The organism is Arthrobacter sp. B0316-1-20 (genome assembly GCF_059091865.1).
Genome location: NZ_JBNHHC010000011.1, coordinates 136,367 through 152,924, shown reverse-complemented (window position 1 = coordinate 152,924; position 16,558 = coordinate 136,367). Strand labels below are relative to the sequence as shown.

General features: G+C 66.7%; 13 protein-coding genes and 1 pseudogene. 10 read left to right on the top strand and 4 right to left on the bottom strand.

The genetic code is table 11. The features are described 5' to 3' along the window. Positions 1 to 10 precede the first annotated feature (10 nt). Both AC5RW2_RS19310 and AC5RW2_RS19305 read right to left on the bottom strand, forming a co-directional pair. A complete protein-coding gene (locus tag AC5RW2_RS19310; protein ID WP_493963637.1) occupies positions 11 to 1,450 on the bottom strand; it encodes a phytoene desaturase family protein in 1,440 nt (479 codons plus the stop codon). Beyond that, the gene (locus tag AC5RW2_RS19305; RefSeq protein ID WP_493963636.1) at positions 1,447 to 3,039 is read right to left on the bottom strand and encodes a glycosyltransferase family 87 protein; all 1,593 of its coding nucleotides are present in this window, start codon (positions 3,037 to 3,039) and stop codon (positions 1,447 to 1,449) included. The genes AC5RW2_RS19310 and AC5RW2_RS19305 overlap by 4 nt, the downstream gene beginning before the upstream one ends. Before the next feature lie 140 nt (positions 3,040 to 3,179). Here AC5RW2_RS19305 and AC5RW2_RS19300 point away from each other — a divergent pair. From AC5RW2_RS19300 to AC5RW2_RS19255, 10 genes and pseudogenes are all read left to right on the top strand, one after another. Beyond that, positions 3,180 to 4,292: pseudogene (locus AC5RW2_RS19300) on the top strand (cytidylyltransferase domain-containing protein); the annotation flags it as partial. A 114-nt stretch (positions 4,293 to 4,406) separates the two neighbouring features. Next, positions 4,407 to 5,324, top strand: coding sequence for an N-acetylneuraminate synthase family protein (locus tag AC5RW2_RS19295; RefSeq protein WP_493963808.1), 918 nt, complete (start codon positions 4,407 to 4,409; stop codon positions 5,322 to 5,324). Positions 5,325 to 5,334: 10 nt separating this feature from the next. Continuing rightward, on the top strand, positions 5,335 to 6,306 hold the full coding sequence (locus AC5RW2_RS19290; protein WP_493963635.1) for a glycosyltransferase: 972 nt from the start codon (positions 5,335 to 5,337) through the stop codon (positions 6,304 to 6,306). Next, positions 6,303 to 7,655 carry a polysialyltransferase family glycosyltransferase gene (locus tag AC5RW2_RS19285; RefSeq protein ID WP_493963634.1) on the top strand — a complete coding sequence of 451 codons (1,353 nt, stop codon included), beginning with the start codon at positions 6,303 to 6,305 and terminating at the stop codon, positions 7,653 to 7,655. The genes AC5RW2_RS19290 and AC5RW2_RS19285 overlap by 4 nt, the downstream gene beginning before the upstream one ends. 10 nt (positions 7,656 to 7,665) lie before the next feature. Beyond that, positions 7,666 to 8,778, top strand: coding sequence for a hypothetical protein (locus AC5RW2_RS19280; RefSeq protein WP_493963633.1), 1,113 nt, complete (start codon positions 7,666 to 7,668; stop codon positions 8,776 to 8,778). After that, a complete protein-coding gene (locus tag AC5RW2_RS19275; RefSeq protein WP_493963632.1) occupies positions 8,775 to 10,019 on the top strand; it encodes a DUF6716 putative glycosyltransferase in 1,245 nt (414 codons plus the stop codon). The genes AC5RW2_RS19280 and AC5RW2_RS19275 overlap by 4 nt, the downstream gene beginning before the upstream one ends. 69 nt (positions 10,020 to 10,088) lie before the next feature. Beyond that, a complete protein-coding gene (locus AC5RW2_RS19270; RefSeq protein WP_493951712.1) occupies positions 10,089 to 10,520 on the top strand; it encodes a hypothetical protein in 432 nt (143 codons plus the stop codon). 81 nt (positions 10,521 to 10,601) lie between these two features. Continuing rightward, the gene (locus AC5RW2_RS19265) at positions 10,602 to 11,279 is read left to right on the top strand and encodes a DUF6766 family protein (RefSeq protein ID WP_493963631.1); all 678 of its coding nucleotides are present in this window, start codon (positions 10,602 to 10,604) and stop codon (positions 11,277 to 11,279) included. 133 nt (positions 11,280 to 11,412) lie between these two features. Further along, positions 11,413 to 12,498, top strand: coding sequence for an inositol-3-phosphate synthase (locus AC5RW2_RS19260; protein ID WP_493963630.1), 1,086 nt, complete (start codon positions 11,413 to 11,415; stop codon positions 12,496 to 12,498). Positions 12,499 to 12,584: 86 nt separating this feature from the next. After that, the gene (locus tag AC5RW2_RS19255) at positions 12,585 to 13,685 is read left to right on the top strand and encodes an acyltransferase (RefSeq protein ID WP_493951715.1); all 1,101 of its coding nucleotides are present in this window, start codon (positions 12,585 to 12,587) and stop codon (positions 13,683 to 13,685) included. A gap of 98 nt (positions 13,686 to 13,783) precedes the next feature. Here the strand turns inward: AC5RW2_RS19255 and AC5RW2_RS19250 are convergent, their stop codons facing one another. Both AC5RW2_RS19250 and AC5RW2_RS19245 read right to left on the bottom strand, forming a co-directional pair. Continuing rightward, positions 13,784 to 15,472, bottom strand: a complete 1,689-nt coding sequence (locus AC5RW2_RS19250) for a formate--tetrahydrofolate ligase (RefSeq protein ID WP_493963629.1) — start codon at positions 15,470 to 15,472, stop codon at positions 13,784 to 13,786. A gap of 431 nt (positions 15,473 to 15,903) precedes the next feature. Further along, positions 15,904 to 16,164 carry a GlsB/YeaQ/YmgE family stress response membrane protein gene (locus tag AC5RW2_RS19245; RefSeq protein WP_493963628.1) on the bottom strand — a complete coding sequence of 87 codons (261 nt, stop codon included), beginning with the start codon at positions 16,162 to 16,164 and terminating at the stop codon, positions 15,904 to 15,906. Between the last annotated feature and the right edge of the window lie 394 nt (positions 16,165 to 16,558).

The following is a 16,558-nucleotide window of genomic DNA, read 5'->3' as shown; positions in this document are numbered from 1 at the left end:
GGCCACGGCTTCACGGCTGCAGGGGCGGTACCGTCAGCCCGAAATGCGTCTGCAGGGCGAGCGCGGCGGCGCGGTAGCCGGCCATCCCGTGCACTCCGGGCCCCGGCGGTGTTCCTGCCGAACACAGGTAGACGCCGTCCAGTGGCGTCTGCCAGGGTTTGGGGCTCAGCACCGGGCGGGCCGCGAGCTGCAGCAAGTTGACCGCGCCGGTGCCGAAGTCACCGCCCACGTAGTTCGGGTTATACATCTGATAGTCGGCCGCGGACATGCTCGCGGAGTCGACCACCAGATCGGTGAATCCCGGCGCGGCTCGTTCCAGCGCGGCCGTGATCACCGTCTCCATGTCACGGGTGGAGCCGCTCGGTACGTGGCAATAGGCCCACAGCACGTGCCGGCCGGCAGGGGCCCGGGATGGATCGACCACGGCCGGTTGTGCCGCCAAGATCACCGGGTCCTCCGAGTGCCGGCCACGGGCAATGTCCCGCTCGGAAGCTGCGATCTGCTCCCGGGTGCCGCCCAGGTGCACGGTGCCGGCGCGGCGCAGTTCCGGGTGTGCCCACGGGACCGGCCCGGAGAGAATGTAGTCCACCTTGGCCGCGCCGGGTCCGTAACGGAAATGCTGCAAGGCACGGGCATAACGGGCCGGGAGCCGGCCGCCGGCCAGCCGGAGGAATTCCGTGGGCGAAGTATCCAGCATCACCACCCGGGCATCGGTCAGCTCAGCCAGCGATGCCACCCGGTGCTGGGCCTCCAACCGGCCGCCGTGTGCCCGCAGGTCCTGGACCATGGCGTCGATAATGGCCTGCGACCCCCCGGCCGGGAAGGGAAATCCCACAGCATGTGCGAGCGCGCCGAGCATCAGCCCTGCCCCGGCCGACGACAGGCGTCGCACACCGCCCGTGGTGTGTGCGGCGACGCCGGTGAGCAGGGCGGGTGCGAACTGTTCCTTGAAGCGCAGATTCCAGGCGGGCGACCCCTGTTCCAGGGTCCGGATTCCGTACCGGAAGGCCGTCACCGGGCTGGTCGGCATGCGGAGCAGTTGGTCCATGGTGAACTCCAGCAGGGCATCGGTCCGCTCCACCAGCGGCCGCATCAGCTGCCGGTAGGCGCCGCCGTCGGCGCCCATCCCGGCAACGGTCTGCTCCAGGTCGCGGTAGGCGACCGCCGCGGCGGCCCCGTCGATCACGTGCCCGTAGGAGACCTCTGGCGCCAGCATCTGGATCCGCCGGTCCAGCCCGAACTCGCGGAAGAACAGCGAGGCTGCAGCCATCGGATGCACTGCCGAGCACACGTCGTGCCAGTGGCCCGGCTGCATCAGTTCCAGTGTCCGCGCACCGCCACCGGGCGTCGCCGCCATTTCGAAGACCGTGACGTCCAGGCCGGCTCGCGCCATGATCACCGCCGCGGCCAGCCCGTTTGGCCCGGCGCCGACTACCGCTACGTCCGTCACGATTGATTTTCCCCTTCCGACCTTCGGTCCAACCTTGTGCCCTCCGCGTCCTCACTGGCAATGCCCGGCCACCGGCGCGAGGGCCGAGACGCATCTATGCCAGTCGAAGAATATAGGACAGCGTCAGCGGCTGCGCCTGGCACCGGGCCCACCCGTGCCGCGCGGACGCGGCCGGGCAGTGGCAGCGCGAACTTGTCGGCAGCGCCGTCAAACCCGCCGCCTTGGGGATCATCGGTATCCACGCGCCGAACCGGATCATGTTCAGGCAGCCAGATGTCCCGGACCACCTTGGCCATGATGTATGCCGTGGCGGCTATATGGGCCAGCACCGCCAGCACGTAGTACGGCGCGTCCAGGTTCCGCGCCGCTTCGCCGCCGCTGGTGACCTGGCCCAGGTGCATCCAGATGGCCCACCAGTGCATCACCTCGAAGAACTGCCAGACCAGGAAGTCGCGCCATCGCGGGTGGGCCAGCGCCACCAGCGGCACCAGCCAGACCACGAACTGCGGAGAATACACCTTGTTAGTAAGTACGAACGCAGCCACCACCAGGAACACCAGCGATGCCATCCGCGGACGGCGCGGTGCCGCCAGTGCCAGCACCGCGATACCTGCGCAGGCTGCCGCGAACAGCAGGAAGGATGCAGTGTTGATGAACTCCGGGCTGAGCAGTAGCAGCTGCTGCCGCTGCGCGGTCAGATTGTAGGCGTACCAGATGGACGAATACCCGGCCTCGCGCTGCCGGCTGTAATCCAGGAAATGAAACCAGCTGCCGAAGTCCCGCAGCATAAACGGCAGGTTGGCGCCCAGCCAGACCGCAGCCGCGGCCGCAGCGGACGCCGCCAGCGGGCGGTACCGCCCCGTGCGGACTGCCAGCAGCAGGATGGCCCCTAGGATCAGCACCGGGTACAGCTTCAGCGCCGCACCCAAACCAATGAACACGCCCGCCAGGACCGGACGGCGCCTGGCGAAGGCGAGCATCGCCAGTGCCGCCAGCATGGCAGCCCACAGGTCCCAGTTGATGGTCCCTGCCAGCACGATTCCCGGTGCCAGCGCCACCATGGCTGCATCCCAAGGCCGCCGGTGGCTCATGCGCGCCGTGGCAACCACCGTGACCAGCCAGGCCACGGCCGCCAAGGTGGCGTTGATGTCGAAATACGCCAAGGCCCGGCCCGCTGACACACCCTCGCCCGGCACCAGCCATGCCGTCGCCCCGGCCAGCAGCCCCAGCAGGACCGGGTACTCAAACGAACTGCCCGCGCTGACAAACGGCACCATGCCCTCGGCCAGCCCGCGGGTTTCGAACAGCACCGGCCAGTCCGAATAGCAGCCCATGTAGAAGTAGTCCGGCAGCTCCCATCCGGCCAGCCGGCACGGCGTCTTGACCAGGACCGAGAGCAGCGCGGCGAACGTTGTCAGGATGATCAGCACGCGCTCAACGGTGAAAAAGCCCGGCGAGACCAGGCCCGGAGCGCTGTGCCGGCCCAACGGTCCGCCCACCACTTCGGTGAACTGCTTGAGGAACGGATCGTTGCGGCTGGGCACCACAATACGCAGCGGTCTGCGGCGCGAAGAGCGGGACCCGGGCATGCTCCAAGCGTACTGGCGGCTGCACTATCGGCTACAGATGCGGGACCGCAGGGCGGGTTGGGTGAAACGTTCTCTGCTGCTTGCCTTCCCGTAACCTTGGCCACCCCCGGGCGTTACCGGCCCTTCCTACCGTGGCTCCAATGAGTTACACCGACCCCCCGGAAGTCCTGGTCGTCATCCCGGCCCGCGGCGGCTCCAAAGGGATCCCGTTCAAAAACCTAAAGCCCGTGGCCGGCCGCAGCCTGGTGGCGCGCGCCGTTGACAGTGCGCTGGCGGCCCCGGCGGTGACCGACGTCGTCGTCAGCACTGACCATCCGGACATCGCCGTCGAAGCCGAACGCTGCGGCGCCCGCGTGGTCATCCGCCCCGCGGACCTCTCCGGCGACACCGCCAGCAGCGAATCTGCGGTGCTCCACGTGCTCGCATCGCTGCCGCGGCAGCCGGCGGTCACGGTCCTGCTGCAGTGCACGTCCCCGTTCATCGATCCGGACCACCTGAACGATGCCGTGCTGGATGTGCTGGAGGACCGCACGGATGTGGCCTTCTCCGTCACCGAGAGCCACGCCTTCCACTGGATGCATGACGCCGGCGGTGCCGTCACCGCCGTCGGGCACAACGCCAACGTGCGGCCCCGCCGGCAGGACCGCACGCCCCAGTACCGCGAAACCGGCGCGTTCTACGCGATGCGCACCGAAGGTTTCGTGGCCCGCAAGCACCGTTTCTTCGGCCGGCTGAAGCTCCAGGAAGTGCCCGCCGAGCACGCCGTCGAAATCGACTCGCTGGAAGACCTGGCCGTGGTCCGCGCGCTGGCCGACCAGGCAACGGCACCCCGGACCCGCGTCCTCGACGTGGATGCCTTGGTCATGGACTTCGACGGCGTCCACACCGACGACCACGCCTTCGTGAATGCCGACGGCGAGGAGTTCGTCCGCGTGAGCCGCGAAGACGGGATGGGAATCTCCCGGCTGCGCAGTACCGGAATTCCCCAACTGATTCTGTCCACCGAACGCAACAAGGTGGTCAGTGCCCGGGCGCGCAAGCTCGGCGTCGACGTCCTCCAGGACGTCGCGGACAAAGCCGGTGCGGTCCGCAGCTGGATGGCCGCCCAGCGGCTGGACCCCGATCGGGTTGCCTACGTGGGCAACGACGTCAACGACCTGCCCGCCATGGGCGTCGTTGGTTGGCCGGTGGCTGTGGGCGATGCCCGCGCCGAGGTCAAAGCTGCAGCACGCACTGTGCTTCAGCACCATGGCGGCGACGGCGCAGTCCGCGAGGTCTGCGAACTCATCCTCGCCGCGCGCAGCGGTGCCGCCGACGAAGGCAGCCGCCAAGAACAAGCCACAGCAACAACAGAAAGAGTGCAGCTCATGACTACCGAAGCTACCGTTTCGAACAGTGTTCCCGCCGGTGCGCCGGCTCCCGTCGCGATCGGTGATGTGCAGGTCGGTGCCGGGCAGCCGGTCTACGTGATCGGCGAGATCGGGATCAATCACAACGGCGACATCGAGATCGCCAAGCAGCTGATCGACGTGGCGGCCGAGGCCGGCGCGAACGCGGTGAAGTTCCAGAAGCGCACCCCGGAGATCTCCACCCCGGCGGATATGCGGGACAAGATGCGTTCCACTCCGTGGGGCGAGATGACTTACCTGGACTACCGGTACCGGGTGGAGTTCGACATGCCGATCTACCAGAAGCTGATCTCGCACGCGGCCGACCGCGGCCTGCACTGCTTCGCCTCGCCCTGGGATGTCCCCTCGGTTGCGTTCATGGAAGACGCCGGCGCGCTGACCCACAAGGTCGCCTCCGCCTCCGTCACCGACCTGGACCTGCTCACCGCGCTGCGTGAGACCGGCAAGCCGGTGATCCTCTCCACCGGCATGTCCACGATCGAGCAGATCGACAAGGCTGTGGAGACCCTGGGCACGGACAAGCTGATCCTGATGCACGCCACCTCCACCTACCCGCTGCCGCCGGAAGAGGCGAACCTGCGGATGATCTCCACGCTGCAGGAGCGCTACCAGGTGCCGGTGGGCTACTCCGGGCACGAGCGCGGCCTGCAGATCTCGCTCGCCGCGGTGGCGCTGGGCGCGGTCACGGTGGAGCGGCACATCACGCTGGACCGGACCATGTGGGGCTCGGACCAGGCGTCCTCGCTGGAGCCGAAGGGCTTCGAGGCGCTGATCCGCGACATCCGGATCCTGGAAGATGCCATGGGCGACGGCGTCAAGCGCGTCTTCCCGGGCGAACTGGCCCCGCTGTCCCGGCTGCGCCGGGTGGACGGCTAAGGGGCACCCCATGAACCAGCCATTACTGAGCGTCATCATCCCGGCGAAAGACCAGGCACCTTTCATCCGCGACGCGATGACCAGCCTGACCCGCCAGTTCGATGATCCCTCGGTGATGGAAATCATCGTCATCGATGACGGTTCCACCGACGGGACCGGGGAGCTGGCCGCCGCCTTCACCGGCCGGCTCCCCGGCCTGCAGATCCACCGCAACGACACCGCCAGCGGCCTGGCCGCGGCACGCAACCAGGGCCTGGACGCCGCGGCGGGACGCTACATCACCTTCTTCGATCCGGATGACTGGTACGCCCCCGGGCATCTGTCCCGGATCACCGAAGAGATCGGGCAGCTGGGCGTGGACTTCCTCCGGGTGGACCACATCCGCCACACGAACGGAGTCCGGACCGTCCACCGTGCCCCGCAAGCGGTCCGCGGCATCGCCCTCGATCCCCGCCGGGACATTGGGCCTTCGAACGATTCGACCATGGTGGACTACCCGTACGCGCCCTTCGGCATCTTCGACAGCGCGCTCAAAGAGGCCGGCCTGCTGCACTTTCTCGACGGTCTCCATACCGCCGAGGACCGTCCCTGGATCTGGCGCCTGCATCTGCAGGCAGCCTCCTACGCAGTCTCGGATCAGTTGGGCGCGTTCTATCGCCGCGGTGTAGCGACGTCGTTGAGCCAGATCTTCGACCGCCGACAGCTTGATTTCCTGCGCAGCTACGCCGAAGTCTTCCGCTTGGTGGCGGAAGACCGCGAGGCCTACCGTTTTCGGCCGAAAGCAATCCGCCAATTCCTGGCCATCGCGTGCCACCACCTCGACCGTTCGGATTCCATGACCCCGGCTGTCCGCCAGGAGCTGGCGGCCGGCGTGCGTGCTGCCGTGGCCGGCCTGCCGGCCGCCGCGGTCGCCGCCGGGCTGCAGTCCCTGGGCGACCGCCGGCGCGAGACGCTGGAAACAGCGATCGGAGCATCGAAGTGAAAGAACTATTTGTCGTCTCGACCCTGTATCAATGTGTCTCGCTGGCAGCGGCCATCGACGACGACGCTTTGCCGGAGACCGGCCATGAACGCATTTTGGTGCTCACCAACAACGCGATGATTCCGGAGGTCACCGTTCCGTTCCACGAGGCGCCGGGTTTCACCGAGGCGGCCAGCCGATTCGACCGTGTCGTGGACCTGAGCAGCCTGCTCTGGCCTCGCCGCCCCGGCCAGTTCAGTCCGCGCGAGCAAGACCTTGACTTGTGGCAGAAGCTGCTGCGCTCGGAATGGGAGCTGGGCAGCGCCCCGGTCCACCTGTACGTCGAATCCATCCAGGTGAATCCCGCGATTGCGTTGGCCCGCATCTTTGCCAGCGCACGGGTCTCGGTGCATTCGGACGGCCTGATGAGTTACGGCCCCACCCGGAACCCTGTCCCGTTGGCCGTGGCCCAACGGCTCGATTCCCTGCTGTATGTGGATCTGGTTCCGGGACTGCGCCCGCAGTTGCTGCGCGAACACCATCCGAGACTGGTTCCGGTGGAACCGGCGTCGCTGCGCCGCGCCATGGAAGAACTGGACCGGTCACTGCCGCCGCTTCCCCTTCCGGCAGCCCCCCACCAGGATGGGGCCGGAACCGCCCTGCTGCTGGGCCAGTACCTGGCGGACCTCGGCATCCTTTCGGCCGAGGAGGAAGTGGCGCTTCACCGCCAGATGATGCAGAAGGCCAAAGACCAGGGCATCCTGCACTGCGTGTTCAAACCCCATCCCAGCGCCGGGCCGGGAGCCGTCCGCTCCATCGAGGCCGCGGCCCACGAGCTCGGCGTGCAGCTGGACATCCTGGAGTCCTCCGCCCCGGCCGAAGTGGTCATGCAGCGGCTTCAGCCGCGCTTGGTGGTGAGCTGCTTTTCCACCGCCCTGATGACGGCCAAATACCTGTTGAACATCGACGCCGCAGCCGTCGGGACGGCGCTGCTGCTGGAACGGCTGAGTCCGTACGAAAACAGCAACCGCGTGCCGGTCACCATCATCGACGCCGTCCTGGAACGGAACATCCAGGCACCGGACCAGGACGGTGCGGACACTCCGGCCGCGCGGAGGCTGCAGCCGCTGGTCGAGGCCGTCTCCTATTGCATGCAGGCAGAGACGCTGGCGGCAGTCCGCCCCAGCGCGGAAGCCTATCTGCACAGCATCCAGGACGGACCCCAGATGCGCTACTTCAAGCGGCGGCGGCTGACCAAGCTTCAGCTTCCCGGTGGACTGCCCGCGGCCGACCGCGCGCGGGCGCTGGCCAAAGTCGGACGGATCGGCCGTCGCGCCGTCCGCAAGCTCAAATCGGCCGTGGCCTCGTGAGGCGGAAGTGATGACGGAGGCAGTGGCCACGGCAGCGTTCCTCCCCCAGTTGGGTCCGGCGGTGGACCGCCGGCTGGCCCACCCGAAGCCTGGGCCCGCAACCAGGCGGGGGCACCGGAGCGAACTGGTTCGACCGCGCTTCGGCCGTGCCGCCGTCTGGGCTGAGTCGCCCCTGCAGTTGCTCAGCGCCGTCGAGGCCCACGGTGCAGGGCTGCTGGGCCAGGAGACGCTGATCCACCCGCGCAGCGACGCCGTCGGCATGGACAGCACGCTGAAGTCGCTGATGGAACAGGTGCCGAGCGGGGTGCGGTTCACGCCGCCCGCATCTGCCCTGCCCGCGGTCCGCAGCCGCAAGCTGGACCGCTGGGTCACCGGGGATGCCTACTCCGGCAGGGTGCAGACCGAGCTCTTGCGCGGCGTGGTCGCCGACGAACTGGTCATTGTGGACGACGGTTTGGCAACGCTGAGTCTGCTGCAGATGCTGGTCAGCGATGGACCCACCCCGCTGATCCGTCCGCGGGCCATGCCGACCATGCGGCGCAAGGCGCTGGGCCTGGCCACGTGGTGGACCCTGCGCCGGATGGCAAGCCAGGGCCGGCTGCTGGTGTTCACGGCTCTGTCGGTGCCTGCCCCCGTGGAGAAGAAGTTCAGGGCCCTCGGCGGCCACCTGGAACGGCACCGGTTCGAGTGGCTGGGCACGCAGCCGGTCACCGAGAACATCACCGAACCGACCATCGTGGTTGGTTCGGCCATGCCCGCCGACAAGCTGATCCGGCCCGAGCCGTACCTGGACTGGGTGCGGTCGTTGACCGAGGAAGGCCCGGTGGCCTATTTTCCGCACCGCCGGGAACAACCCGACCTCCTCAACGCCCTGGACAGCCACCCGCTGATCCACGTCAAGCAGCACACGATTCCGGTAGAAATGCGCCTGCGCGGCCTGCGGCCCGGTCAGGTTGTCCGCGCACTGCCCTCCACGGTACTGGCCTCCCTTCGCCTGATCCTGGCCCCGTCTGGGGTACCGCTGAAGGGACAGCCGGTACCGGAAGACTGGTGGTTGCCGGAGACAACGGTAGAACTGCGCCGGCATCTCAGCAGTTCGCTGCGCGAGGGAGGCAAACGATGACTTTCGGGCCTCAAAGCACAGCCGGGTCGTCGGTCGGCGGGAACAACAGCCGGCCGTTCCGCGTGCTGGCGGTCGCTGACAGCGATTCTTACCTGAAATTCGCCTGCGCCACGCTGGAATCCCTTGGGGAGGGCTGGGAGCGCGAAGTGCTGCTGGTGCGTTCCCCGATCCTGCCGACGCTGGAACAGATCCAGGCAGCCACCGCCGGAACGTTCCTTGCCGGCAAGGCTCCCCGGGTGATCCCCGCCTCCGGGCTGCGGACCGCCCTGGCGGGCGCCGACGTCGTGCTGGCAGCGGCCACCGGACCGGTGGTGGAAGAAGTTTTCTCGCAGGCCTCCCGGATGCCGCACCGGCCAGCGCTACTGTCCGCGCTGCCCGGCGTTGCCTTCCCGGCCACCCGCAAGGCACTGAACTACCGCGCCCTCGGCGACGCTTTCATCACGCACAGCCATGCCGAATGCCGCGCTTTCAGCGATCTGGCCGATGCCATGCGGCTGCCGCAACGGATCCTGGTCTCACGGCTGCCGTTTTTGGCCTCGCCGGCCCGTCCGGAACCGCAGCAGGTCCCGCTGCGTTCGGTGGTTTTTGCGCCGCAGGCGAAGGTTCCGGTGGAGCGCGACCAGCGCGTGGCCATCCTGCAGGCCTTGGCGGCGTTGGCGCGGCGCAGGCCGGAGCTGTCGGTGCGGGTGAAGTTGCGGGCGTGGGCCGGCGAGCCGCAGACGCACCTGGAGCAGTACCCCTTCGACCAACTCTGGTCGGATCTGGTGGCGGCGCGCGCGGTCGGCGGGCATGAACTGCAGTTCTGCACCGGTCCGATGTCCGCTCAGCTCACGCCGGCTGCGGCGATGGTCACGGTCAGCTCCACGGCTGCCTTGGAAGCGCTCGACGCCGGCCTGCCGGTGCTGATTTTGGACGACTTCGGCCTCTCCGAGCAGATGCTGAACAAGGTCTTCGACGGCTCCGGGCTGGTGGGGAATCTGGCGGATCTGGTGGCTGGCAGGTTCCAGCACCCCGACCATCGGTGGCTGCGGGACAACTACTTCCACGTCCAATCCGTGCCGTTGGACGACCTGCTGGTGAACTTCGCCGAACGCGCCCGGGCCGGAAAACTGGCGACGGATCCGGAACGGCTGGCTGCGGTCCAGCGCCGCAAGATGCGCTCGAAGCTGCGCACCGTGCTGCCCTCGCCGGCCTTGAAACTGGTGCGCCGGCTGCGCAATGCCCGCCGCCTTCCAGCCTGAGAGTCACGCAGGCAAACAGACACGGTTGGGAACAGCTCGCGTCCGGGTACTGACCGGGCAGGAGGAAAAATGCGCACGAGTCGTTCCAGGCCGCGCCTGCGGCACCTTCCGCCGCTGGCAGCACTCATGGTGCTGGCACTGGGCGCCGCCGGCTGTTCGTCCTTGAACCCGGGCAGCGAGGAGGCCGCTGCCGCCGCGAGGGGGTTCCTCGCCGCAGTCCAGGCCGGCGACGGCGCCGCCGCGTGCGCCTTGCTGGCGCCGGTGGCTGTCGAAGCAACCGAGGACGCCGAACCAGGCAGCTGCCCGCGGAAGATCCTGCAGCTGGACCTGCCCGCTGCCGGGAAAGTGACCGGGAGCCAGGCCTTCGGACGGAATGCGCAGGTGGTGCTGGACACGGAAACCATGTTCCTGACCCGGTCGGGAGACCGCTGGAAGGTCCTCGGCGCGGGCTGCACCTTCCGGGGCGAGCGCCCCTACGACTGCGCCGTAGACGGGAGCTGAGATGCGCTGGTCTTTCTGGGTCTTGCTGGGCCTCATCACGGTCGGGCTGGTCTACATGGCCGCGATCGGGGTGTTGGCAAGGTGAAACTCAACCCGCTCATTACAAATGGCCTGAGCACCTTTTTCGGCCTGCTGTTCGGCGCCTCGCTGGTCGGCCAGGCGTTCTCCGGGCTGGCCCCTTTCAATAACGAGCAGATCGCCTCGGGTCTGGAGACTATTTCCTTCTGGCAGTACGTGACGTCGTCCAGCTTTGCGGTGGACGTTTCCGAAAACTGGCAGTCCGAATACCTGCAGTTCCTGTTGCTGATCCTGCTAAGCATTTGGTTTGTGCAGAAAGGCTCCCCCGAGTCGAAGGAACTGGACAAACGGGGCAAGGAGTCGGACAAGGAACAACTCCTGGGTCGGTTCGCCCGGCCGGATTCACCCAAATGGGCCAAGGCAGGCGGCTGGCGCACCAAAGTTTTCTCGAACTCGCTGGGCCTGGTGATGGGTGCCATCTTCGTGGCGTCTTGGCTGGTGCAGTCGATCAGCGGCTTCAGTGCCTTCGCCGAGAGCCAGATCGGCAACCTGCAGGATCCGGGCAGCTGGGGTGAATACGTGGGCTCCCCGGAGTTCTGGAACCGGACCCTGCAGAACTGGCAATCCGAATTCCTCGCCGTCTGGTCCATGGTGATCCTTTCGGTCTACCTGCGCCAGCGTGGTTCGCCCGAGTCCAAGCCGGTGGGACAGCCGCACGATTCCACTGGGGTAAGCGGTTAGCCTCGGCCCGCCCGAAATAGCGCTACCGTCTCGGGAATGGTCTGGCCCAGCGGTGTGTTGAAACACGGCGTAGACTGGATAGGCTGCCCGCCATCGGCGTGGCGGCCAGACAGAAGTGTTTCGAAGGAGAACCGTGGCAGAGAACCCCATCCGGGTAGCGATCGTCGGTGTTGGAAACTGTGCGGCCTCGCTGGTCCAGGGCGTCCACTACTACCGTGGCGCCGACCCGAGCGCAACGATCCCCGGACTCATGCACGTTGCGTTCGGCGCCTATCACGTCGACGACGTGCAGTTCGTCGCGGCGTTCGATGTGGACGGCAAGAAGGTGGGTCTCGACCTGGCCGACGCGATCGGTGCCAGCGAGAACAACACCATCAAGATCGCCGACGTTCCGGCCACCGGCGTCAAGGTACAGCGCGGCCACACGCTGGACGGCCTGGGCAAGTACTACCGCGAGACCATCGTGGAATCCGACGAGGAGCCCGTGGACATGGTGGCGGCCTTGCGTGACGCCAAGGTTGACGTCATGGTCTGCTACCTGCCGGTGGGGTCCGAGCAGGCAGCCAAGTTCTACGCGCAGTGCGCCATTGACGCCGGCGTGGCCTTCGTCAACGCCCTGCCGGTCTTCATCGCCGGCACCCAGGAATGGGCCGACAAGTTCACCGCCGCCGGCGTTCCGATTGTCGGCGACGACATCAAGAGCCAGATCGGCGCCACCATCACCCACCGCGTGATGGCCAAGCTGTTCGAAGACCGCGGCGTGGTCCTGGACCGGACCTACCAGCTCAACGTCGGCGGCAACATGGACTTCAAGAACATGCTCGAGCGCGAGCGGCTGGAGTCCAAGAAGATCTCCAAGACCCAGGCCGTCACCTCGAACACCTCCGCGGTGCTGGGCGACGACGATGTCCACATCGGCCCGTCCGACTACGTGTCCTGGCTGGATGACCGCAAGTGGGCGTTCGTTCGGCTGGAGGGCCGCAACTTCGGCGATGCCCCGGTCTCGCTGGAGTACAAGCTCGAGGTCTGGGACTCGCCGAACTCCGCGGGCGTGATCATCGACGCGATCCGTGCGGCCAAGATCGCGCTGGACCGCGGCGTCGGCGGACCGATCCTTTCGGCGTCGAGCTACTTCATGAAGTCCCCGCCGGAACAGTACGACGACGAGACCGCCCGCGAGAGGGTTGAAGCCTTCATCCGCGGCGAGTCAGATAGCTAAGACGCACTCCAGGTAAGGGCCGGTCCGGCAAGGACCGGCCCTTAACCTTTGCCGGGGTGGCAACGCCGCCCGGGTAGATTGGGGCCATGGCCGTATCCTCCCCGTCCCCGTCCGGACAGCTTCACGGAGCGGCCCCTCGCCGGCGCCGCAACTATGCGCTGGACATCCTGCGCATCGTCAGCATTGTCGGAGTGGTGGCCATCCACTCCTTTGGTGAATTGGCCGGCGACGACGACGCCCGCGCGCAGCCCGATTGGCTTCCGGCAGCGATCATCGACATCGCCTTCATCTGGGTGGTGCCGGTCTTCGTCACGATCTCCGGTGCCCTGGTGCTCGCACCGCGGGCGCATACCGAAGGTGCCAGGGCTTTTTACCGGAAGCGCGCACTGCGGCTGCTGCCGGCCCTGGTGGTCTGGCATCTGGTTTACATCTTCATTGGCAACTACCTGATCCTGGGCCGCGAGCTGAATCCGGGCGAGGTGCTGGTGTCAGTCTTCGACACCCAGGTCTATCCGCACCTCTACTTCCTCTGGCTGATCCTGGGCCTGTATCTGGTGGCACCGCCGCTGGCCGGCTACCTGAACCGCGTGCCGCTGCAGCGCGCCGCCGCCGCGACCTGCGCCGTGCTGGTCCTGACCCTGGCGCTGTTCAGCCTGCAGGCGGCCAGTATCCAGTTCCAGTGGGGCTGGGAATATCCGTGGAACATCCTGACCCAGTGGTTCCCGTACGTGGGTTACTTCATGGCCGGCTGGGTCATCACCCAGTTGCGCGTCCCCCGCGGTGCCGCCGTAGCGGCAGCAGGCGCCGCCGTCGTGCTCTCCGTTTTCAACATCTGGCACTGGATCCACAAGGATTCCACGCCGCTGCTCAACATCATCACGCCGTCCAGTTACGTGGGGCTGGGCGTCACCGCGGCGGCCCTGTGCATCTTTACCGCCACGTACTTCCTGCTGGCCGGGTGGCAGCCCGCCAGCTGGCTGGGCCGGACGCTCATCCAGCTGTCGAACGCCTCCTTCGGGGTGTTCCTCTGCCATTACCTGTTCCTGACCTGGTTGACGTTCCACGTCTTCCCCGACCAGGAACCGACGCTGGCGCTGATCTCGGTGAAGTTTTCCATAGCCACCATCGGCTCCTTCGCCCTGACCCTGCTGGCGCTGCGGACTCCGGTGGTGCGGCGCGTGTTCTGAACGCAGCACGCGTTCGGAACACGTAACCTTCAGCCAAGCCGGGGCCGAGGAACCACCCCGGTGATTCTTCGGCCCCGGCCGGAGGACCCTTGGTGGCGCTAGAAGAGTCCGGTGATCACGCCGTCGTCGTCCACGTCCATCCGGCCCGCCGCCGGCTCCTTCGGCAGACCCGGCATGGTCATCACGTCGCCCGTCAGCGCGACGATGAAGCCCGCGCCGGTCTTGGGGATCAGGTCGCGCACCGTGATGCTGAAACCGCTGGGGGCGCCCAGAACGGAGGGGTCGTCGGTGAAGGAATACTGCGTCTTGGCCATGCATACCGGCAGTTTGCCCCAGCCGTTCGCCTCAATTTCGGCCAGCCGCTTGCGGGCCGGACTGGTGAATTCCACATGGTCCGCGCCGTAGATCTGCTGGGCGATCGTCTCGATCTTTTTCTCCACTGTCTGGTCCAGGTCGTACAACGGGGAGAAGGATTGTTGCTGCTGCAACACCTGCGCCACTTTCGCGGCCAGCGCGTCGCCGCCGGTTCCGCCGCCGCCCTGAGCCCAGACATCGGCCACCGCCGCCTCAACACCCTTCTGCCGACACCAGTCCAGCACCCAGTCCAGTTCCTCCGGGCTGTCGGTGGTGAACTTGTTGATGGCCACTACCGATGTGAGGCCGAACTTGGCAGCGTTGTCCACGTGGCGTTCGAGGTTGGCGATGCCGGCCTGAACGGCTTCCAGGTTGGATTCCTTCAGCTGGTCCTTGGGGATGCCGCCGTGCATCTTCAGCGCGCGGATGGTGGCCAGCACCACTATCGCCGACGGCGCAAATCCTCCGGCGCGGGCCTTGATGTCCATGAACTTCTCCGCGCCCAAATCCGAACCGAACCCGGCCTCGGTGACCACGACGTCGGCGAGCCTCCGGGCGGTCTGGGTGGCGAGCAGCGAATTGCAGCCGTGGGCGATGTTGGCGAAGGGGCCGCCGTGCACAAAGGCGGGCGTGCCGGCGATGGTCTGCACTAGGTTCGGCTTGATCGCGTCCTTGAGCAGCATGGCCAGGGCACCCTGCACGCCCAGGTCAACCACGGTTACCGGCTGGCGGTCATAGGTGTAGCCGACGGTGATGCGCGACAGTCGGGCCTTCAAGTCGGCCGGGCCCGACGCGAGGCAGAAAACAGCCATCACTTCGGAGGCCACCGTGATGTCGAAGCCCGCTTCGCGCGGCACTCCCTGGGTTGGTCCGCCAAGTCCGATCACAACCTGGCGCAGCGCCCGGTCGTTCATGTCCAAAACCCGCCTGAACGTTAGCCGGCGCGGGTCAATCCCCAGGGCGTTGCCTTGGTAGATGTGGTTATCCACCAACGCCATCAACGCGTTGTTGGCCGAGGTGATGGCGTGGAAATCTCCGGTGAAGTGCAGGTTGATGTCATCCATTGGGAGCACCTGCGAATAGCCGCCGCCGGTCGCCCCGCCCTTCATGCCCAGGATCGGCCCGAGCGACGGTTCCCGGATGGCCACCATGGTTTTGTGGCCCGCCTTGGCCAGCGCATCGGCCAATCCCACCGTCAGCGTCGACTTGCCTTCGCCGGCCGGAGTCGGCGACATCGCCGTCACCAAGACCACCTGGCCGCGGGGTTCCTCGAAGCCGGCACCGAGCTTGGCCGGATCGATCTTCGCTTTATAGCTACCGTAGAGTTCCAGCGCCTCCGCCGGGATTCCCACCTCCTCGGCAATTTCGGTGATGGGCCGCAAGGTAGCGCGGCGGGCAATCTCCAGATCGGTCAGCGGAGCCGGTTCAGACATCTTCGTCCTTCTTCCCTCGCATGGGCCATAAGGGCAGCATTGCTGCCACAGCCAACGTATCAGCCGCAAACGCCCCCGTCACCGGTCTGTGGCGGAGCAAAAGCAGCGTGCGGGGTGCAACGTTTCGGCCCTGTCGTGGGACGGCGCGTCCATATGCCCGGACAACGCCGCCCGCGCGGCGTTGGGGCCAACTCGGATCAGCACCCGAAAGGCGTAATTTCGGCGCCGGGCGAGAGCTGGTTCGGCCTTTCTGCCATCGCTATTTCGTTCCGCCACTCCTATTTCGGCATTGAAACGAGCACCTCTCCCCCGCCGATCAGATGCTTTCGGCAACCAGGCTCTTCCTTCGTCAGCCGCTGTTCAGCCAACACGGAGATGGCCCGCCGCGCGATTGCGCGGCAGGCCATCTGCGTGTTTCGGTGTTGCGGCCGTTAGCGGCGGACCGCCCGACGACCGGACAGGCCCTCGGCCACACCGATCAGGAGCACCGCTGCGATGACCGCGACAATGAATCCAAGAACGTTCAGCTCGAAGATGTCACCGGTCCCCAGCAGGTTAGCAATGACACCGCCGATAATCGCGCCGACAATGCCAAGCAGCAGCGTGGCCAGGAGCCCCAGGTTCTGCTTGCCGGGCTTGATCAGGCGAGCAAGCGCTCCGATAACTAGTCCAGCGATAATAAAACCGATCATGTTGCCTCCTCAGGTTGCGATGCATCTACGATAAGCATACTTACCGATCAGAGGCAAAACGTTCCGACCACTGGCTAAACGTTTTATGCAGGCCATTGCGCTTGCCGGAGTCCAGCCGCGCACCCCCGAGGAGAGGCGCACAAGCCTTTGTAGTTGACGCGGATCCCGGGAATGGCCAGCGGCGATGGTGGTTCGGAGGCCCGGTTGCCCTCCGGCTAAAAACGACGCTATTCCCCGCCACAACCCTTATCTAGGCCTGCACGCGCACGCTTAGCTGAACGGATGTGCAGCTCGGAAAACCGCTGGTGGCACCCGCACAAATGTCCTCGCCGGAGCCGAGTTGGAGCAGTCTCCTGCCAGCTTAAAGGCGGAAGCCCGCGCCGGGCAGCAACCC

Coding starts and splice junctions, on each gene's coding strand:
- AC5RW2_RS19305 (WP_493963636.1), bottom strand. CDS start 3,039: ATGCCCGGGTCCCGCTCTTCGCGCCGCAGACCGCTGCGTATTGTGGTG.
- AC5RW2_RS19295 (WP_493963808.1), top strand. CDS start 4,407: ATGACTACCGAAGCTACCGTTTCGAACAGTGTTCCCGCCGGTGCGCCG.
- AC5RW2_RS19290 (WP_493963635.1), top strand. CDS start 5,335: ATGAACCAGCCATTACTGAGCGTCATCATCCCGGCGAAAGACCAGGCA.
- AC5RW2_RS19280 (WP_493963633.1), top strand. CDS start 7,666: ATGACGGAGGCAGTGGCCACGGCAGCGTTCCTCCCCCAGTTGGGTCCG.
- AC5RW2_RS19275 (WP_493963632.1), top strand. CDS start 8,775: ATGACTTTCGGGCCTCAAAGCACAGCCGGGTCGTCGGTCGGCGGGAAC.
- AC5RW2_RS19270 (WP_493951712.1), top strand. CDS start 10,089: ATGCGCACGAGTCGTTCCAGGCCGCGCCTGCGGCACCTTCCGCCGCTG.
- AC5RW2_RS19255 (WP_493951715.1), top strand. CDS start 12,585: ATGGCCGTATCCTCCCCGTCCCCGTCCGGACAGCTTCACGGAGCGGCC.
- AC5RW2_RS19250 (WP_493963629.1), bottom strand. CDS start 15,472: ATGTCTGAACCGGCTCCGCTGACCGATCTGGAGATTGCCCGCCGCGCT.
- AC5RW2_RS19245 (WP_493963628.1), bottom strand. CDS start 16,164: ATGATCGGTTTTATTATCGCTGGACTAGTTATCGGAGCGCTTGCTCGC.